Annotated in this window: 14 protein-coding genes; 6 read left to right on the top strand and 8 right to left on the bottom strand. The window is 42.9% G+C overall.

Translation table 11 applies throughout. From position 1 onward, the window contains the following. The 3 genes from G564_RS19240 to folK form a co-directional block, all read right to left on the bottom strand. A partial coding sequence (locus G564_RS19240) for a SprB repeat-containing protein (RefSeq protein ID WP_169578131.1) occupies positions 1-897 on the bottom strand: 897 nt, incomplete at its 3' end. Between the two features lie 448 nt (positions 898-1345). Continuing rightward, entirely contained in the window at positions 1346-4333 is a 2988-nt protein-coding gene (locus G564_RS0112245; RefSeq protein WP_156879230.1) for a T9SS type A sorting domain-containing protein, read from the bottom strand. Between the two features lie 604 nt (positions 4334-4937). Then, positions 4938-6062 (bottom strand): 2-amino-4-hydroxy-6-hydroxymethyldihydropteridine diphosphokinase, encoded by a 1125-nt coding sequence (gene folK, locus G564_RS0112260; protein ID WP_029037918.1) that lies wholly within the window; start codon positions 6060-6062, stop codon positions 4938-4940. Positions 6063-6236: 174 nt separating this feature from the next. On the opposite strand from folK, the gene G564_RS0112265 reads away from it, so the two are divergent. Next, positions 6237-8888: an AsmA-like C-terminal region-containing protein gene (locus G564_RS0112265; protein WP_029037919.1), complete on the top strand. Its 2652-nt coding sequence runs from the start codon at positions 6237-6239 to the stop codon at positions 8886-8888. On the opposite strand, the gene G564_RS0112270 is transcribed toward G564_RS0112265, so the two are convergent. Then, complete coding sequence (locus tag G564_RS0112270) at positions 8889-9683, bottom strand: DUF2797 domain-containing protein (protein ID WP_029037920.1); 795 nt, start codon at positions 9681-9683, stop codon at positions 8889-8891. A 105-nt stretch (positions 9684-9788) separates the two neighbouring features. On the opposite strand from G564_RS0112270, the gene G564_RS0112275 reads away from it, so the two are divergent. After that, positions 9789-11303 carry a GH3 auxin-responsive promoter family protein gene (locus tag G564_RS0112275; protein WP_029037921.1) on the top strand — a complete coding sequence of 505 codons (1515 nt, stop codon included), beginning with the start codon at positions 9789-9791 and terminating at the stop codon, positions 11301-11303. A gap of 1481 nt (positions 11304-12784) precedes the next feature. Here G564_RS0112275 and hemL read toward each other — a convergent pair. Genes hemL through G564_RS0112305 form a run of 3 tightly spaced genes read right to left on the bottom strand, consistent with a single transcriptional unit; the run spans position 12785 to position 15814 of the window. Continuing rightward, positions 12785-14074, bottom strand: coding sequence for a glutamate-1-semialdehyde 2,1-aminomutase (hemL, locus tag G564_RS0112295; RefSeq protein WP_029037924.1), 1290 nt, complete (start codon positions 14072-14074; stop codon positions 12785-12787). A 9-nt stretch (positions 14075-14083) separates the two neighbouring features. Beyond that, positions 14084-14875, bottom strand: coding sequence for a glucosaminidase domain-containing protein (locus G564_RS0112300; RefSeq protein WP_029037925.1), 792 nt, complete (start codon positions 14873-14875; stop codon positions 14084-14086). Beyond that, the gene (locus G564_RS0112305) at positions 14876-15814 is read right to left on the bottom strand and encodes a 1-aminocyclopropane-1-carboxylate deaminase/D-cysteine desulfhydrase (protein ID WP_037373981.1); all 939 of its coding nucleotides are present in this window, start codon (positions 15812-15814) and stop codon (positions 14876-14878) included. A gap of 122 nt (positions 15815-15936) precedes the next feature. Between G564_RS0112305 and G564_RS0112310 the strand changes: the two genes are divergently transcribed. Then, a complete protein-coding gene (locus G564_RS0112310; RefSeq protein WP_029037927.1) occupies positions 15937-17304 on the top strand; it encodes an FAD-containing oxidoreductase in 1368 nt (455 codons plus the stop codon). Here G564_RS0112310 and G564_RS0112315 read toward each other — a convergent pair whose 3' ends face one another. Continuing rightward, positions 17305-17631 carry a hypothetical protein gene (locus G564_RS0112315; RefSeq protein WP_029037928.1) on the bottom strand — a complete coding sequence of 109 codons (327 nt, stop codon included), beginning with the start codon at positions 17629-17631 and terminating at the stop codon, positions 17305-17307. 33 nt (positions 17632-17664) lie between these two features. Between G564_RS0112315 and G564_RS20495 the strand changes: the two genes are divergently transcribed. From G564_RS20495 to G564_RS0112330, 3 genes are read left to right on the top strand one after another with little or no spacing between them, the layout of a single operon-like run. Beyond that, positions 17665-17838 (top strand): DUF5522 domain-containing protein, encoded by a 174-nt coding sequence (locus tag G564_RS20495; protein ID WP_169578132.1) that lies wholly within the window; start codon positions 17665-17667, stop codon positions 17836-17838. Positions 17839-17844: 6 nt separating this feature from the next. Further along, complete coding sequence (locus G564_RS0112325; RefSeq protein WP_029037929.1) at positions 17845-19905, top strand: urocanate hydratase; 2061 nt, start codon at positions 17845-17847, stop codon at positions 19903-19905. 19 nt (positions 19906-19924) lie between these two features. Then, on the top strand, positions 19925-20461 hold the full coding sequence (locus G564_RS0112330) for a DUF4136 domain-containing protein (protein ID WP_029037930.1): 537 nt from the start codon (positions 19925-19927) through the stop codon (positions 20459-20461). Positions 20462-20574 lie beyond the last annotated feature (113 nt).

The following is a 20574-nucleotide window of genomic DNA, read 5'->3' on the forward strand; positions in this document are numbered from 1 at the left end:
AATACTTCCAGTACCATTCTCAGCATAACAATCTAAACTCTGAGAATCGACTGTAGCAGAAAGAATAGCGGCTTCTCCCACGATTATACCACTCAAAGTGAATGTACAAGCCACAGGCTCAGTTGTGTCGGTCACAAGAACTGAATATGTTCCCTGAGATAGATTTTCAGGATCTTCAACCGTAGAACTAAATGTGGGATCACCGGTCTTTGACCATTCAAATGAATATTCCCCGCTTCCACCAGTAGGAGACAAATCTATTTTACCATCTGATCCACCAAAACAGCTTACCGCAGTAACATCTGCCGAAGCACTCAAGGGAGTTCGGATTACCACATCTTCTGAAGTTCCACATTTAGGAGATATACTTGTCACATCAATGGGGCAAGAAGTATCTGCGGCCGAAGTATAAGCCATATAGATTTCCGTCAATCTAAGTGAAGACCCACATGTGTAAGTAATATCATCAAATTTAACCCAAGTAATCCCATCTTTAGTCTTATTTTTCCCAAGTATATCTTCATCACTACAACCACTAATAGCTTCTCTTCTAGTACCATCTGTATCTGTAATTTCTAAAACCGCCCAATAAGCGAAAACAGGTCTTGTGGAATTAGAATTATTGTAAATACCTAACCACAATGGATATTTTTGTTCCTTATTCTCATCACAACTGACGCAACCTTCTAATCCCTCTAAATAGGCATCAAGAACAGTTAAATCGTTAGCAGGACAATGTGAACTCCTTAAAACATCTCCTGGATATCCGTCGGGATCGTCCTGCGAAATAGCGGCAGGAACATTCATAAAAAACAACAATAAGAAACTTAAATACAGAAGCTTTTTCGGATGCAACCATAATCTGTTTGGTTCTTCGAACGTCGTAAAACTTTTCATAATTAATAATGTTTTGGTTAATAAATACATAACCAGAACAAAAGTGAAGCAATCACAAAAGCAGATCCGGGTGAATCAATTTACAAGGGGAAATAATTGAAAAGAGGGATAATAAGCTTTTCCCGGGGGTGAGAAAGATAACCGTCACAAGGCGGAGGGACGCGCTTGACTAAATCTTAAAAAGATGAAAATTATTAGGGGGGGGGAATTTTAGGTGTTAACTAAACTTCCCAAGATTTTATAAATATAAGGCAAATTGTTTCCCGATAATCTATGTCATCTAATAATTTATGTGAATAATTTCTCACATAAACACTAATAATCAGTGGGTTACATTGGATCTTATTCTCTTTGAAGTTGTGCCCTATAGAAGAATCTAAGAAAATTCACTTATTAAAAAAACAAAAGCAGCCGTTCCCGGCTGCTTTCCTTTAATGGTTTATTTAAATTATTTTCCTCCTGAAACTACATTTTTAGTATATGTTCCCTTACTTGTAGTAACCTTCACAATATACATTTGTTCTCCACGTACAAAATCAGTACTTAGCGTAGTGACTTTACCAAATCCGACGTTGCTTTCTTTATGGATCTTCACCAGGTTTCCTCTCAAATCAAAGATTTGGATTGTGGCGTCTGATTCATAACCGAATTCATACCTGATGTTCAGATAGTCTTTAAATGGTACAGGAGATACACTAATTCCTGCTGATGCGTCAAAAGACTCACCGCCATTAGCTGGGCAGTCATCTGAAGGTGCAGTTGTCGCACTTGATCCTCCCAGTGGACAACCTGCCTCGTTATACATATCGAGTTGATCTCCTGCCTGTCCAACTTCATAACCACCCGCCATGAAGGCTGCATTAACATAATCAATTACCTGTTGAGGAGTTGAATAGTAGTATTGAACATCATCGCTACATGCATTTAAAAGAGCTGCAACAGACTGCCGACCCAAATTATACATACCACCACCTTGAAGATTCAATACTTCAAGTAAGCTAAGTGAGGCAAGCTCTGAAGGAGCATTCATGAAGATATCACCATAGATATCACAGGTAGAGTATTCATCACACCATTGGTCAGTATGGTTCTTCCAGTATCCCAGAGTACAACCTTCCTGCATACATACCTCGACGGTTACTGTAGTTGTACAGGTTGAAGTACAGCCATTAATATCAGTGACCATCACTGTAAAGATCTCTCCATCTACGGCACCACTTGCGGTTGGATTTTGCAGCGTATTGTCATTAAAAGTTGCTGCTCCATCACTGCTCCATAGCCATTCAACTGCATCTCCTCCTGTTTCGTACAAGATTACGTCATCGCCGGCGCAAATTGGGCCGCTGTTTGACGCGCTACAATCAGGATTTTCAAACATGGTCAGTGTTCCTGAACCTTCACCGAAGCATTTTGAAGAATCGTTGGTCACCACTACTTTGTAGACTCCACCGCTTTGAGAGAAAGCAAGTTCACCTGTAGTGTAACTGTAATTTGTTGCTCCGGGGATCAATACATCATCCAAATACCACTGGTAGCTGAAGCCTGCACCGAAATCTGAGGTACTGAAAGTAGCGGTATCTCCTTCACATTCGGACTCATTATCAACAACAGGGGCAGGATTCTCAAATACGGTCAGGGTACCGGAATCATCGCCATAGCAAGATGTAGCGTCGTTGGTTACGACCACTTTGTAAACATCACCATCACTGGCGAGAGTCAGAGCGCCTGTAGTATAACTGTAATCTGTAGCTCCCGCAATAATACCGTCATTAAGGTACCATTGATAGCTGAAGCCTGCACCTAAATCTGCAGTACTGAAGGTAGCTGTATCTCCGTCACAAGCAGATTCATCACCCACCATTGGATCAGGATTAGCATACACTGTCAATGTACCGGATTCCTCTCCGTAACATAAAGTCTCATCGTTGGTCACACGAACTTTGTACACATCTCCATCTTCTTCCAGAGTCAAGGCAGCGGTAGTATAACTGTAACCGGTAGCTCCTTCTATTATTACATTGTTCAAATACCATTGATAACTAAAGCCTGTACCAAGGTCTTCTGTATTAAATGTAGCAGTATCTCCCTCACATTCAGCTTCATCATCAACCATAGGTTCTGGATTTGGATTGACCACTACAGTCACAGGTTCGATATTCACACAAATAGGATTCACATTGCTGGCGCACTGAATATAATAAGTACCTGCTCCTACTGCTTCCGGATCCTCAACTGCAACTGTAGCCTCAGCATTCATCCAATAGCTAAGAGTACCTTCATCACAACCGTCGACAACTATTGCTGTTAGATCTACGGTAGCAGGCTCACAGACAGGATCAGGATCTGTAAATGAAATATCGGGTATTAAATCAAGTGCAAGTTGAACGGGTCCTCCAGGGAAATCTTTTAATTCTGATTGTCCTGAAGATCCGGAAGTTCTTGTTCTAACGAACAAAGTACTTATGTTGAAGCATTCATCCTGCTCAAATAATGCAGACAGGTTTACAGCTCCTTCAGCCCATTGGTTGATCTCATATTGATATAAACCGGCATCATCTCCGCTTGCTATGGGATCTGTGAAATATACCGACCATGGAACTATGGTTTCCACCACATTATTGGTTATATAAATTGTGCCGGAAGGATAATCAGTATAAAGCACATAGGAATATCCGCCGGACCCATTTGATTGCCATGTCCTGATCACAGCGTTAGCTGCTCCACCTCCCTGAGTAAACTCAATCGTAACAAGGACATCTCCCACTGTACGGTTCATATCAGGTCCTTCTGAAACAAATGTCCCGGAAGTTGTACCCGTTCTGGTCAATGAATTTTGAAGAAATTCAAAATCTATATAACTACTACCGTTGGTAACCTGCCGGTCTGCCGCAAAGATCACCCATAGATCGTCAGGATCGCCCCCAAGGGAAGCACCACCAAAAGTAAAATGGGCTGCTGCAGTTTGAATTTCGTTCTTATTTGGTGAAGAACCGGCACCCCATTCATAAGTTTCGGGATCATCATTGATCTTATTGGAACCTATAAAAATTGTAGGATCATTGTTGGAAATATCATCCCTAAAGAAATACGTCCTGTCATTATCGGCAAAATTGATTATTCCTTCGAAATCCGCTCCCGGTAATTCATAGCCGGCTGGAAAGATCGCCCCACCTGAGCCTCCAGGATAAGCAAACCAGTCACCAATCCCGGGGGTGGGAAAGTTGGCACGGGCATCCCCATCTACGCCAAATCCACCATTAGGATCTTGTACAGGGGCAGTCCCCTGAATATTCGTCTGTGCATAAAGGCTGTCATTGAAGGAAAAGAAAACTAAAGCAATAAACAATCCTAAAATAGTTCCCCTGGTTTTCCATGTTCTGCAACAACTACCGTCATTTGGTCCCGACGTAACGGAACCCATCGTAAAATCTTTCATAATAAAATTGTTTTGGTTAATAAATACTAACCAGAACACAAGTGCATTGCTTTCAGAATAGATCAGGGCGATCCTGTCTGTCAAAGACAGATTACTTTTGCTTGAAATAGGGAAAACAACTTTTTCCTGTAGAAAGGGAAAAAGGAACCTTCTAAATGGTAATTACCATTTGGGGGAGACCAGATCCTAAGGGGCTAGGATAACTATTGTGCTTTGAGGGAAGCGACAGAAGAACTTCAGTAATTTCACCCAGAGAAGATAATGCTTTGGGAAGTATAAATATTTCATTAATTTTCAGCAACTTATATGCACAATTTTTTTTCATTTAACGATCATGAAAAAATGCTGAAAAAAGGATTTGATTTCGTTATTTCTTCGATGTAAAGACGAAAAAAAGTAATTATTATAAGAATCTTCTGTTAATGGGAAAAGAGAAATTTTTGTAGAAATTAAAATTGCCAAAGTAGCAGAGAATAATACATTCAGCTTCTTCGCCAATTATCAATCCGCGCCAGCTCATTTCAAAAAGATTTGCCTTTAGCCACCCATTCTTCTGAGAATCATCATGCTGCAGGCAGGAATACATCAGGCAACTAGCCACGTTCTACGATCCCACAATTTCCCGCAACAACTGCAAATAATCTTCCCGGTTGTTCACGAAATCCAGTTCAGAAATATCGATGATCTTCACATTGAGGCCGGGTTGGGATTTTATAAAGGAAAGGTAGCTGCGATTGATGTTGGCAAGATAATCAGCCTGAATATTCTGCTCGTAATCCCTGCCTCTTTTTTTAATATTTTCAAGCAGACGCTCTGTATTCTGGTACATGTAGACATACAGGTCGGGCTTTACCAGCTCCTTGTACATGAGGTGAAAAAGCTTCTGGTAGAGCGAATATTCATCGTCATGGAGAGTTATCTTGGCGAAAATGAGGGATTTGAACACGTCGTAATCCGAAATCACAAAATCCTTAAAAAGGTCGTATTGCGCGAGATCGTCAGAAAGCTGCTGATACCTGTCGGCCAGAAATGACATTTCCAGCGGAAAGGCATATCTTGATTGATCCTCATAGAACTTCGGCAGGAAAGGATTGTCCTTAAAGCGCTCCAGAATTAATTTAGCATTGAAATCCTGGGAAACCATGGTGGAGAAACTGGTCTTTCCGGCGCCGATATTCCCTTCTACCGCTATATAATTGAATCCGGCAAAAGAAAATTTATTCGGAAGCTTCAGTTCTTCAGAAAAAACTTCTAAATCCTCTTTTCCGGAAGCTTCAAAAAGGCTCCTGATTTTGACATTTTTGAGAGGGTGTTTTTCTTCCGAAGCAATATCGGCAAGAGGCGCGAGTACAAAATTCCGGTTTTCCATTTCAGGATGTGGAACTATGAGGCTGGGCGTATTGATCACCTCATCTTCAATGAGAATAATATCAAGATCGATGGGACGGTCGCTGTAACCTTCAACTGCTCCCCTTTCACGCCCCAGTTTTTTCTCAATATTTAAGAGCTGGGTCATGATATCTCCCGGTGAAAATCTACTGCTTACCGCGATGCAGGCATTTAAAAAAGCCTTACCTTTAAAACCCCATGCAGGAGTTTCATATACTTTGGAAACTTTAATTACATCCCCTGTTATTCGCTGAATATCTTCAACAGCCTTTTGAAGAAAATCAATTCTGGCACCCAGATTGCTACCGAGAGCTATATATACTGTTTTTAAAGGCTTCAAGAGATTTTAAGAAAATTTTAGTAAGACAGGATGAACTAATTTCACAGCAAATTAAATAAAACAAAATAACATACTCTTAACTTTGAGGGAAAGAGTATCAACAAAAATCTTCGCTTTGGAAAGATCCTGTTTAGTACAGGTAACCGGCAAGATAGGAACTCAAAAATGTCAAAAATGAAAAAGTTTTTAAAAATAACCGCAATTGTACTGGGAGTGATCCTCCTGCTACTTTTCCTTACTCCTTTTCTGTTTGAAAAACAGCTGAAAGATCTGGTACAGGATACCATTAATAAAAATGTGAATGCGCAGGTGACCTTTGAAGATATTGATCTGAGTATTTTCAGGAATTTTCCCGATGCTACTGTAAGTATTGAAAACCTGAAGGTGATCAATAATGCACCTTTTGAAGGAGATACGCTCGCACTGAGTGAAGAGGTGATCCTGCAAATGTCCATTAGGGAACTTTTTAAAAGTGGTGAGAAACCCAAGAAAATTGATGCTTTAAAGATCAATAATACCTGGCTGAACATCAAAGTAGATTCCCTGGGCAACAACAACTACGATATCGCGGTAAAACAGGATGCCCCCGTAACAGATACTACTGCCGGCAGTGGCTTCAGCTTTGATGTGGAACATTATGAGATCAATAACTCCCGGGTGGATTATCATGACGCAGGTTCTAAAATCCGTTTAGCCGTGGAGGATCTCAATCACGAGGGAACAGGAGATTTCTCTGCCCAAACCTCAACTTTAAGGACCTTTTCCACTGCTTTAGTGAGTTACGAAATGGATGGCACCAACTACCTGAAGCGAAACAAGGTGCAGCTGGATGCCGATTTTGAAATGGATCTGGAAAACCTGAAATATACATTCCTGGAAAATGAGGCCCTCATTAATCAGTTACCACTGACGTTTGACGGTTATGTTCAGGTTAATGAAGACAACAATGAGGTCGATCTGCGATTCAAGACCCCTACTTCCTCCTTTAAGAATTTCCTGGCCATTATGCCCGAGGAGTACAGCAAGAACATTGAAAATGTTGAAACCCGGGGAGACTTTGTAGTGAATGGTTTCCTGAAAGGAATTGTAGATGAAACCTTCATTCCGAAAATGCAGATCAATATTTCGTCGAACAATGCGGCTTTTAAATATCCCGATCTACCCAAAGCGGTAGAAGATATTACCATTGACGCCGTGGTAAATAATGAAACAGGTTTAGCTGAAGACACATATATCGACATTAACACCCTCAACTTCAGGATAGATCAGGATTCCTTCAGAGCCAACGGAAGTTTAAGGAATCTGACCGAAAATATGCTGGTCAACATGGCCCTGCAGGGAACCATCAATCTCGCCAATATCACCCGCGCTTATCCCCTGGAACTGGAGCAGGATCTCAATGGATTGGTCACTGCCGACCTCACCACAAGCTTTGACATGAATTCTGTGGAGAACGAGCAGTATCAGAATGTGAAAAGCAGCGGTACAGCAACCGTTAGAAACTTTAGTTACAGATCTCCTGAAATTCCGAATGAGATAAGATTGGCTACCGCACAAATGAGATTCAATCCTTCGACGGTTACGCTGGAAAGTTTTTCAGCCACTACAGGGCAGACAGATATGGCCATATCAGGAACAATTCAGAACCTGATGGGATATTTGTTTACAGATCAGAAGTTAAAAGGAACATTTAATTTACGATCAGACACCTTTGCCGTAAATGATTTCATGGTAAAGGAAACAGCGCAGGAAAAACCTGATGAGGACACTGCAACTCCTCCTCCCGCCACAACTGCGGAAGCTATTAAGATCCCGTCTTTCCTGGATGCCAGCCTTGACTTTACTGCTAAAAGAGTTTTATATGATAACCTGGTACTGGAGAATACCTTAGGAAATCTCAGGATCGTAGATGAAACTGCCAGTCTCACTAATGTGACCTCCAATCTTTTCGGTGGAAATATCCTGCTTAACGGAACGGTTTCCACAAAAGAGGCCGTGCCCAATTTTGCCATGCAGCTCAACCTGAAAGCTATTGAAATTGCAAGAGCTTTTAAAGACATGGAGCTCTTGAGAAATCTTGCTCCCATTGCGCAGGCATTACAGGGAAGTCTTACTACAAACATCGATCTAAGAGGTAATTTAAATGATGACTTAACTCCTCAGCTACAAACTTTAGCAGGGAATGCACTTGCCGAAGTTCTGGGTGCACGCGTAAACCCGGAGCAGACTCCGCTGCTGGCCCAGCTGGATCAGCGCCTGAATTTTGTTGACCTCAACGATCTTAATCTGAAGGACCTGCAAACCCGACTGACCTTTAACAACGGACAGGTGGAAGTGGAACCTTTCGATTTCAATATTAAAGGAATAAAGGGAAAAGCTTCAGGATCGCATGGATTTGATATGAATATGAACTACCAGGTGGCACTGGATGTTCCTGCAAAATACCTGGGCAGCCAGGTGGGAAATACCCTTGCCAGACTCAGCGCCCAGGAACAGGAGAATATGACTGTTGCCCTTCCTGTGAGCATTACCGGAAACTTCAACAGCCCGAATATTAATCTAAATATGCAACAGGCGGTGAATACGCTAACTCAAAGCATCATTAGCAATCAGAAAGATCAGCTAAAGGAAAAAGGACGGGATGTTTTGACCGATATTATCACCGGCGGGCAAAGAAGAGATACTACGACAGCTAGAATCCCAACTCAAAAAGATTCCGTTGTACGAAAAGACCCCAATCAGGCGGTGAAAGAAACTGCCAGAGACGTGCTAGGCGGATTGCTAAAGAAGAAAAAGGACACTACAAAACAGCAGAATCAGCAGTAATTATTTTACTGAGAGATTTACGTTGAAGCCTTCATGCTTCCTCACATTGAATACCATACCATCTTCAAAGATGAGATACTGACCTTTTATACCTTTTAAAACCCCTTCATAGTAAGGGGTTTTTGCCAGGTTAAGGGTCTTACATTTTTTAGGATAACACAGCACCGGAAATTTAATTTCCAATTCTTTAGAATTAGCTAAAAAGTAATCCTTCACCTCTTCGGGCAGATATTGCCTCATGTCTTCCCTTATCGCTGCAAGATCGAGATCCTTAAGATCGTTGGTGAGCATGCTGCGCCAGTTGGTCTTATCCGAAAGATGATCCTTAAGAGCCACTTCAGTGATCCCGGCTAGATAGCGGTTAGGCACTTCTACCATCTCAATTGCCTCATGCGCTCCCTGATCGATCCATCGCGTTGGAATTTCGCTTTTTCGGGTCACCCCGACCTTGACATTACTCGAATTGGCGAGGTAGACCACATGAGGCTGAAGTTGTGCTGCTTTTTCAAACTCAAGATCCCTGTCTTCCTGATCAAGATGAGCTTTACTTAGTTCGGGTCTTATTACCCATTCCCCCATATCGGGCCGCTCCATGAAACAATTATAGCACATTCCGTTGGCGAAAACCTTCTTTTGCTTGTGACAGCCGTTGCATTCATAATTCAGGAAATTAATAGCCAGTTTCTTTTCCAGCACCTGGTTCATATTGAGAAAATCCTGCTCAAAAATGAGATAATATTGTACCGTTTCAGCCAATTCTGTTTTCATTTTGGTGAGGACGCCTTCGTAAGTCATAAAAGTGTATGTTTATCGCCTGCTATTTTTTTGCAGGCTTTAAGAATAGTTTTAATTTTAACCGGTTGTAAAACTCTTTGAAGGGTATAAAGATAAAAATAAAAAATGCCAATTCCTTTAGTTCATTCTGTTGCTTCATGGTTCCTCAAGAAGCGTATCCATCAAATGGAATTGTTCATTAAATATCCGCATGAAGTACAATTTGAACTTCTCAATAAGTTAATTTATAAAGCGAGAAATACAGAAGTTGGCCGGCAGTATGACTTTGCTTCTATTCAAACCTATGAAGATTTTGCGAGACGTGTTCCTTTGCAGCAGTATGAAGATTTTGAACCGCAGATAGAACGCAGCCGGCGGGGAGAAAATAATATTTTCTGGCCCACCCCCATTAAATGGTTTGCAAAATCGAGCGGCACCACGAATGCCAAGAGCAAGTTCATTCCCGTAAGTGATGAATCTCTTGAAAAATGTCATTATGCGGCCGGTAAAGACCTCTTATGTACCTACCTCAACAATAATCCGAATTCTCAACTCTTCAGCGGCAAAAGTCTGCGGTTGGGAGGCAGTAAGGAATTATACAGCCGCAACGGCACCCAGTTTGGTGATCTCTCAGCTATATTAATCGACAATATGCCTTTTTGGGCAGAATACAGCAGCACTCCGAGTAACGAAGTCTCACTTATGAGCAACTGGGAAGTGAAAATGCCTGCAATTGTAAACGAAACAATAAAAGAAAATGTAACCAGCCTCGCCGGAGTACCTTCCTGGATGTTGGTCCTGCTAAATAATGCTCTTGAGGCTTCGGGCCGAGATAACCTTTTCGAAATATGGCCCAACCTGGAAGTCTACTTTCATGGCGGAGTGAATTTTGCGCCTTATGCAGATCAATACCAGAAGATCCTGCCTACCGGCAGCTTCAGGTATTATGAGATATATAATGCTTCGGAAGGCTTTTTCGCTATTCAGGATTCAAATGATTCCAAAGAACTGCTGCTGATGCTTGACTACGGAGTATTCTACGAATTTATTCCGATGGACAGCTTTGGAACTCCGGAGGAAAAAGTAATTCCGCTTTCTGAAGTGGGACTGGGTAAAAATTATGCAGTATTAATTACTACGAATGCCGGCTTGTGGCGATATAAAATAGGAGATACGATCCGTTTCACTTCCCTTGATCCCTACCGCATTAAGGTCACGGGAAGAACCAAACATCATATAAATGTTTTTGGGGAGGAGCTCATCATTGAAAATGCCGATGAAGCCCTGAAAAAAGCCTCACAACAAACCGAATGCGAAATCGTGGATTATACGGCAGCACCTGTTTTTATGCAGGATAAAGAAAAAGGATCCCATGAGTGGATCATAGAATTTAAAACTCCCCCGGCCGACTTTAATTTCTTCGTTGAATGCTTGGACAAGCACCTGCAAAGCATCAACAGCGATTATGAAGCAAAGCGTTTCAACAACATGACCCTTAATCCGCCAAAAGTGCACCCGGCAAGGGAAAAGCTTTTTTACGACTGGCTAAAGAAAAGAGACAAATTAGGTGGACAACACAAGATCCCACGTTTATCAAATCAGCGGACCTATGTGGAGGAGTTGTTGGAGATGAATAGTTAGATTTGAGATATGAGATCATTGTTGTCCGGTAAAAGACTCTGGACCGCTCCGCTTCTAGAGTCTAGAGCCAAGACTTCTATATAAAACTTTGAAAGAAAATACTGTGAAAAATTACTTTCTATGGTAAATTCATAGAATTTCACAAAAAGGAAAACTACCCCCTCAAATCGTTGGAGAAGGTTTTTGACTAGCATTGGCAAAGGTTTTCATGGATTTATCTTTTTTTAATCGGACAACAACATTGATCTGAGATTTGAAATTTTAGATTTGAGATTTTCCAGTATCTGCAAGGTTTTGAAAACCTTGTAGGTCTTTTGATTTTGCGTATATACCACTAAAACCGAATTTGTCTCAGCCCTACAGACTGATATTCTACACGCAATTCAATTCCCGGAGCGCTGCTCCGGGCTAAATTATTTAAGGCCTTCAGCCTTTATGAGAGCCTGAAGGCTGCAACAGAATGGAGATAAATTATGCCGCTCCTCCGGAGCTCCTACCTTATTCTCCGTACTTGCTATAAATATCCCTCCGCTGGAGCTGAGGCTGTGGTACAGGAAGTACCAGAATTACAATAGAACTATGAATAGCCTGTAGGGCTATAACATTATAGCCCGGGGCAGCGCCCCGGGATATATCCACACGATCCAAACCAGCCTGAAGGGCTGGAACAGGATAGGAATAGACTCCAACATTTAGCAAGTTAATTTGAAACGTGAATTTATATGCCGCTCCTCCGGAGCTCCTATTTTTAACCTCCGTACCTGCTATAAATATACCGCTCCTCCGGAGCTAAGACTGTGATCAAAAATGTTTACAGGTAAAACAGAAATTTGAATAGCCTGAAGGGCTATAACATTAAAGCCCGGGGCAACGCCCCAGGATATATCCACACGATGCAAACCAGCCTGAAGGGCTGGAACAGGATCGAAATAAACCCCCAAAATAGCAGAGAAATTTAGAAGAAGTTTATATGCCGCTCCGCCAGAGCTCCTGTCTCTATATTTCCATCCTGGCTATAAATATATTGCTCCGCTGGAGCTGAGACTGTAGTAAAGGGAGTACCAGAATTACAATAGAACTATGAATAGCCTGTAGGGCTATAACATTAGAGCCCGGGGCAGCGCCCCGGGATATATCCACACGATGCAAACCAGCCTGAAGGGCTGGAACAGGATAGGAATAGACTTCAACATTTAGCAGGTTAATTTGAAACGTGAATCTATATGCCGCTCCTCCGGAGCTCTTGTCTTTGACCTCCGTACCTGCTATAAATATAACGCTCCGCTGGAGCTGAGGCTGTGATTAACTGAGCTCCGGAGGAGCGAAATATTTATAGAAAAATTGGTTTATTTCCAAATGAGCGCCAGAGGTGCGGCATATCTATAAATCAAAAAACCTCACAGATCTTTGGAAGCTGTGAGGTTTGGTATCAAATTCAACCCTTTCAGGGTTCCAAACCCTGAAAGGGTTATTATTCGGCGTTACAAACTTTTCGATACTTTATCAACCGCCGCAATGGTTGCATCCAGATCTTCGTGAGAAAGCGCATCTGTAATAAACCATGTTTCAAAAGCACTTGGAGCAATATAGATCCCTTCTTCGAGCAAGCCATGGAAAAACTTATTAAATTTTCCATTGCCTGCAGATCGTCCCGCAGACGCAAAATTGGTTACAGGTTCTTCTCCAAAATGAACAGAGATCATAGATCCCTTCCGGTTGATGGTATGCACAACTTTGTTCCGGTTAAGAACGTTTTTAATACCCATATGCAGGTAAGCAGTCTTTTCTTCCAGGCGCTGATAAATATCTTTATCCTCGTTTAGTTCAGTTAGCATCGCCAGACCTGCGGCCATGGCTAGGGGATTTCCACTTAAAGTTCCGGCCTGGTAAACAGGTCCGGTTGGGGCTAGATGATCCATGATCTCATTACGGGCGGCAAAAGCACCAACGGGCAATCCGCCGCCGATGACTTTTCCGAAGCAAACAATATCGGCATTTACTCCATACACTTCCTGCGCACCTCCTTTAGCAAGTCGGAAGCCGGTCATTACCTCATCAAAAACAAGCAGCACATCATGTTCATCACATAGCTGACGAAGACCTTCTAAAAATCCCTTTTTTGGTGGGATACATCCCATGTTTCCTGCAACAGGTTCAAGAATGATACAGGCCACTTCGCCCCTGTTGGATTCCAAAAGCTCCTTTACATTGTCAAGATCATTAAAAGCCGCCAGTAAAGTATCTTTTGCAGTTCCCTTAGTCACACCCGGGCTGTTAGGCGTACCAAAAGTCACGGCACCACTGCCCGCCTGAATCAAAAATGAATCACTGTGCCCGTGATAACAACCTGCGAATTTGATGATCTTATCCCTGTTCTTAAATCCGCGGGCAAGACGCACTGCACTCATGGTAGCCTCGGTACCAGAATTCACCATGCGTATCTTGTCGATATTCGGCACCATGGAAACAGCGAGTTCTGCGATGGTAGTTTCCAGCTGGGTTGGTGTTCCAAAAGAGGTTCCTTTTTTCGCTCTGTCTACAACCGCGTCCACTACGGGATCAAAGGCGTGACCAAGGATCAGTGGACCCCAGGAATTGATGTAGTCAATATATTTATTTCCGTCTTCGTCATACAAATAAGCACCTTTGGCTTCTTTTATAAACAGAGGCTCTCCGCCTACTGCACTAAATGCTCTGACGGGGGAATTCACTCCGCCGGGAATTACTTTTTTAGCTGCAGCAAAAAGTTCGCTGCTTCTTTTATAGATCATATTATGAGATTATTGAGCCACGTAAAGTTTTTGGCCAATGCCAATATTCGTGTCTCTAAGATTATTGTATTTCTGTAATTGCTCCACCGTAAGATTGTGTCGCTTGGCGATGGAGTACAAGGTATCTCCCTGCTTTACTATATAAGCTTTTTCTGAAGAGCGCGGTGTCGAATAAGCAATATCTCTCGCAGGAGCATCGCCGTCATAAAGATAAAGCTGATATCTCTCGATGATGCTGATCAACTTTTCCGGATACCTCCTGTCGGTCGCATATCCTGCGGCTCTAAGCCCATGCGCCCAACCTTTGTAATCATTCATATCGAGATCAAATAACTTTGCATAACGTTTTCTCTCGGCCAGGAAAACTGAATGATCCCGGTAAGAGTATTTCGGATCCTTATATTTTCTGAAACACTCCTGAGATTCATCATCGTCGTGATAGACTTTTTGTCCGGACCAGCCATGACATTTTATTCCGAAGTGATTGTTGGCCTTGCGGGTGAGTTCCCCTTCTCCTGCCCCACTCTCCAGGATTCCCTGGGCCAGCGTAATGCTTGCCGGGATCTTGTAAAGCTGCATTTCTTCCTGGGCTATAGGAGCGTATTCGTAAATATAAGCCTCTATTTTATCGGCATAGGTGCGCGGGGTGGATGGCACCTGAGTTTTTTGTCCCGGAGCGTTTCTGTCAACTACGGCCGGCACTTCCTTTTTTTCTGTCTTTGAAGCTACCTTTTTACCTGTTCCACAGGCTACACTGAACATGAGACTAAAAAGAGCAAAAAATTTAAAAAGCTTTCTCATCTACATCAAAATTGGGGGTAAATTCTTCATTTTAAGCAGCTCATTCATTCCGGAAATCCCTTGCAGGCCACCCGTATGAATGGCTAAAATACGAGTATTTTTCAAAAAATATCCTTTGTCCAACTGGTCAAAAATCCCATACATCATCTTAGCGGTATAAACAGGATCCAGAAGGATCCCATAATTGCTTCGGAAATCATTCATAAACTCGATCAGCTCCCGGTCCACCTTAGCATAACCTCCAAAATGGTAATTTGTTATAAGTTCCCAGTTGTTTTTTTTGCTGAAGCGTGAGATCTCAGGCTTCAGAAAATCTCCCTTTAGAGCCGGAAATCCCAGTATTTGCTGATGTTCTTCGGAAGCATTTATGATCCCGCTGATGGTTCCTCCCGTACCCACCGCACAGCAGATCACATCAAACTCTGCGTCCTGCGGAGTCAAAATTTCTTCACAGCCCTTTACGGCCAGTTCGTTTGTGCCGCCCTCAGGCACCAGGTAAAAGTCTCCGAATTTCTTCCGCCGATCTTTAATAAAGCCTTCGGAAGTTTTCTTCCGGTATTGGCTGCGGCTCACGAAACGGAATTGCATTCCGCAGGAATGCGCAAATTTCAGCGTGGCATTCTCCTGAAGTGTCTTCTCAAGATCTTCACCCAGCTCTTCTCCGCGTATAATCCCGATTGTTTCGAATCCAGAAAGTTTTCCCGCAGCTGCAGTTGCTGCAATATGATTGGAATATGCGCCGCCAAAAGTGAGCAAAATTTGCCTTTTTTGAGAGGTAGCTTCAGCTACGTTGTATTTGAGCTTCCGGAATTTGTTACCCGAAACTTCAGGATGCAACAGGTCTTCCCGCTTCATATAAACAGCAACGCCTTCCACTTCAGCTATCAACTGATTGGGAATTTGAGGAGGTGCAGTAAAGATATTTTTTCTGTCGCTCATTTTAATGTTCTAACTCCTTCAGCAAAACACCTGCAAAGATTAAGAACTAATTATAAGAAAGAAAGCCGGTTTTCTTAAAAAGTATGTTTATTTTCTATCTCAGGTATTACAAACAGGAACAGATGAGAAAATTTGATGCGATCATAATTGGTACGGGACAGGCAGGACCACCACTTGCCGCAAGTTTGGCTAAAAATGGCTTTAAAACAGCAATTATTGAAAAAGGCGAATTGGGCGGTACCTGTGTAAATACCGGCTGTACTCCTACCAAAGCTTATGTAGCCTCTGCCAGAAGAGCTTTTGTCGCAAAGAATAGCAGTGAGCACGGGATAAGTTTTGAGGGAAATATTAAGGTAGATCTACAAAAGATCAAAGTAAGGAAAGACAAATTGATAGCCGATTCTCATGCGGGCCTGGAAAAGATGTTGGAAAAAGAGGAAAACATCAGCCTTATTCGGGGGAAGGCAGTATTTGCAAACAATAATACGATCGAGGTAAACGGGGAGAAAATTTCAGCCGAAAAGATCTTTATCAATGTCGGCGGCAGGCCGCGGGTACCTGAGGATTTTAAGTCTGTAAATTATTTGACAAACAGGACGATGCTCGAACTGGAAAAAGTTCCTGAAGAGCTGGTCATTGTGGGAGGAGGTTATGTAGGCCTGGAATTCGGGCAGATGTTCAGTCGCTTTGGGAGCAGGGTGACGATCCTGGAGCGGGGTTCACAGCTTATGAAAAAAGAGGACGATGATATTTCCGAAGCTATAACGCAGATCATAAAAGATAGCGGAATTAATGTTCTGCTAAATTCTAACTGCATAAAAGCAAATCAGGCAAATGGCGTAATTGAAGTAGAATACGACTGTGAAGAGGGTGTCAAAAAGATCAAAACCTCTCAGCTTTTACTGGCGGTGGGACGGGTTCCGAATATAGATGATCTGGGGTTGGAAAATACCGGGATCAAGACTGATGATCGTGGATTTATTCAGGTTAATGATCAGCTTGAAACCAGTGTTCCTCATATATGGGCGCTGGGAGATTGCAATGGAGAGGGTGCCTTTACACACACTTCCTATAACGACTTTCAAATTGTAAACAGTCAGCTTTTTGAGGAAAGAAAGAGAAAACTTTCAGACCGGTTTCCCAGTTATGCAGCATTTATTGATCCCCCATTAGCCCGGGTGGGACTTAATGAAAAACAGATCAGGGAAAAGGGAATTAAAGCAAGGCTGGCAGAAATGCCGATGAATAAAATTGCAAGGGCAAAAGAAAAAGGCGAGACTGCAGGAAAACTAAAGATCTTTATTGATGCTGAAACTGATAAGATCCTGGGAGCAACTTTCCTGGGAACAGGAGCAGATGAACATATTCACACCATAATTGATCAAATGTATGCGGGAGCTACTTACCGGGTGATTCGGGATGCCGTTCACATACATCCCACCGTGAGCGAACTCCTTCCGACTATGCTTGAAAATCTTAAGGATCTTTAATTAAAGATAACTCCAGAAACTCCAGAAGGATCTTTTAGAAAGATAATTAAGATCCTTTTCGTTAACGTATGCCTCCCGTTCAAAACTAATTCGGCTATAGGCCTGATAGGCATCACCGTATTTGATCAACCTGATAAAATATTCAAAAAAATACCAGACGAAAAAGAAGATCACCAGCAATTCTAACTGTTGCCTAAGATGAATGCGCTCGTGATTCATAAAAACAGGATTTTTCTTAAGCTCCTTTCGCTTCACCACAATAAATGGCCAGAGGACTACGCCATCAAAGTGCTTGGCAAGAATAAATTTATTTACCACCACGAACATAAGGGCAAGATAAGAAAATGCTATTTTTGTAATATGAGTTTTTTCAAGAAAAAAATTCCGCTTGAGGAAGGGGACTATTATCTAACCCCAGAGGGTTACCGCTGCTTTACTGAAAAATACCACCTCAAAAGAGGCTATTGCTGCGAAAGCGGTTGCCGCCACTGCCCTTACGGCTTCAACAAGAAAACCAACCAACAGAAAAAATAATTCTATATGGACTTCAAAAATGCCATTTTAGAAGGTATCCCCGGTAGTTTACCAGCTGCAAAAGATTATGATCCCAAGGTAAACCACGCTCCAAAGCGCAAGGACATCCTCTCTGCGGAAGAAAAAAAACTTGCTCTTCGGAATGCACTGAGATATTTTGATCAAAAACATCATGAGGAGCTACTGCCGGAATTCCGCCACGAACTGGAAACCTATGGCAGGATCTATATGTACCGCCTGCGGCCAGATTATGACATTTACGCCCGCGCGATTTCTGAATATCCCGGAAAATGTGAGCAGGCAAAAGGGATCATGCTAATGATACAAAATAACCTTGATCCAAAAGTTGCCCAGCATCCACATGAATTGATCACCTACGGCGGTAATGGGGCAGTTTTTCAGAATTGGGCACAGTACCGGCTGGTAATGAAATACCTGGCCGAAATGACCGAAGAGCAGACGCTGGTAATGAATTCAGGGCATCCGCAGGGGCTTTTTCCTTCACATCCCGATGCTCCGCGCGTAGTAGTCACCAACGGCATGATGATCCCCAACTACTCCAGACAGGATGACTGGGAGAAGTTCAATGCTTTGGGAGTAACCCAGTACGGACAAATGACCGCCGGAAGCTATATGTATATTGGACCGCAGGGAATTGTTCACGGTACCACGATCACAGTGCTCAATGCATTGCGCAAGATCGCACAAAGCTCCACTTCTCCTGAGGGCACCGGTGTCAAAAAGGGCATTTTGGGAGAGGGTTCTATTTTTGTGACTTCAGGACTTGGTGGCATGAGCGGCGCGCAGCCAAAGGCCGGAAATATTGCCGGCTGTATCACTGTCTGCGCCGAAGTGAATCCAAAAGCCGTAGAGACCCGTCACTCCCAGGGATGGGTAGATGAAGTGGTTGAAGATCTCGACATACTTGTGCAAAAGGTAACTAAAGCTAAGGCCGAAGGAAAGACCATTTCCTTCGCTTACCTGGGGAATATAGTCGATGTTTGGGAGAAATTCGATGAGGAGAATCTTCACATTGACCTGGGCAGTGATCAGACTTCCCTTCATAATCCTTGGGCCGGGGGATATTATCCGGTGGGGCTCACACTTGAGGAGTCAAATGAAATGATGAGCACAGATCCCGAACGTTTTAAGGAAAAAGTAAGGGAGAGCCTGCGAAGACAGACCGAAGCCATTAACCGCCACACCAAAAAAGGCACCTACTTCTTTGACTATGGAAATGCCTTTTTACTGGAAGCTTCCAGAGCCGGCGCAAAGATCTATAAAGATGAGGAAGGGAATTTTGTAAGCGGAGCCTCCGCCGGCGAAGACAGAGATTTTGCTTATCCGAGTTATGTACAGGACATCATGGGGCCAATGTGTTTTGATTATGGCTTCGGACCTTTCCGTTGGGTATGTGCTTCGGGCAAGGAAGAAGATCTGGAAAAGACCGATGCTATTGCACGCGAAGTACTTCAGCAGTTAAAGGAAAAAGCCCCGGAGGAAATTCAGCAGCAAATGCAGGATAACATCAAATGGATCGAAGGTGCAAGGGCCAATAAACTGGTAGTAGGGACTCAGGCGCGCATTCTATATGCCGATGCAGAAGGCCGCATAGAAATAGCAAAGGCTTTCAATAAGGCTATCGAAAAAGGGGAAATTGGAACCGTAATTTTGGGAAGGGATCATCACGATGTTTCGGGCACCGATTCTCCTTACCGGGAAACCTCGAATATCTACGACGGCTCCCGCTTTACAGCCGATATGGCTATTCAGAATGTAATTGGCGACAGCTTTAGAGGTGCCACCTGGGTGAGTATTCACAACGGCGGCGGAGTAGGCTGGGGAGAGGTGATCAACGGCGGATTCGGTATGGTTCTTGAGGGTAATTCTGAGTCGGAGAGACGACTTAACTCTATGTTATTCTGGGATGTAAATAATGGGATCGCCCGGAGATCCTGGGCCCGCAACGAAGGGGCCATATTTGCAATTCAACGGGCTATGGAAACAGAACCCCGCTTAAAGGTTACCATTCCTAACATAGTTGATGACCGTCTACTGGACAATTAACCTAAAAACTTATATGAATATGAGAGCTATTAAAATTACTTCGGTGCTTATTCTGTTCGTGCTGGTAATGACTTCCTGTAGTACCGTAAAGGTGGCGACAGATTATGACAGGGAAGCCAATTTTGCCCAGTACCAAACCTATGCATTCTTTAAGCCCGGAATTGACAAAGCAGAGATCTCCGATCTTGACAAGAAAAGGATCTTAAGAGCTATAGACGACGAAATGCAGCGAAAAGGATTCACCAAGTCTGAGAATCCAGATCTACTGGTAAGCATTTTTACCAAGACCAAAGAGAACGTGAACATCTACAACAATCCTTACGGCTACGGTTACGGCTGGGGATGGCATCCCTGGTACTGGGGCGCAGGCCACAACACTATCAACCGTACCAGCGAAGGCACACTTTATATTGACCTGGTAGATGCCGAAAAGAAAGAACTTGTATGGCAGGGAATGGGAACTGCCGCTTTATCCCAGAAAGTGGATAAAAAACAGCAAAGGATCAATAAGATCGTAGAAGAGATCCTGGAAAAATATCCCCCTTCTTTGAATTAAATTAATTTAAAGACCCCCTGATCAAGCCGCATTTGTTATTATAACTTTTGCGGCTTTTTCTTTTAGTGAAAATCATATCCTAAAGAGTATCAACAGGTTATAAAGTCAATATT

It is taken from the genome of Salinimicrobium xinjiangense DSM 19287, from assembly GCF_000423585.1.
GTDB lineage: Bacteria > Bacteroidota > Bacteroidia > Flavobacteriales > Flavobacteriaceae > Salinimicrobium > Salinimicrobium xinjiangense.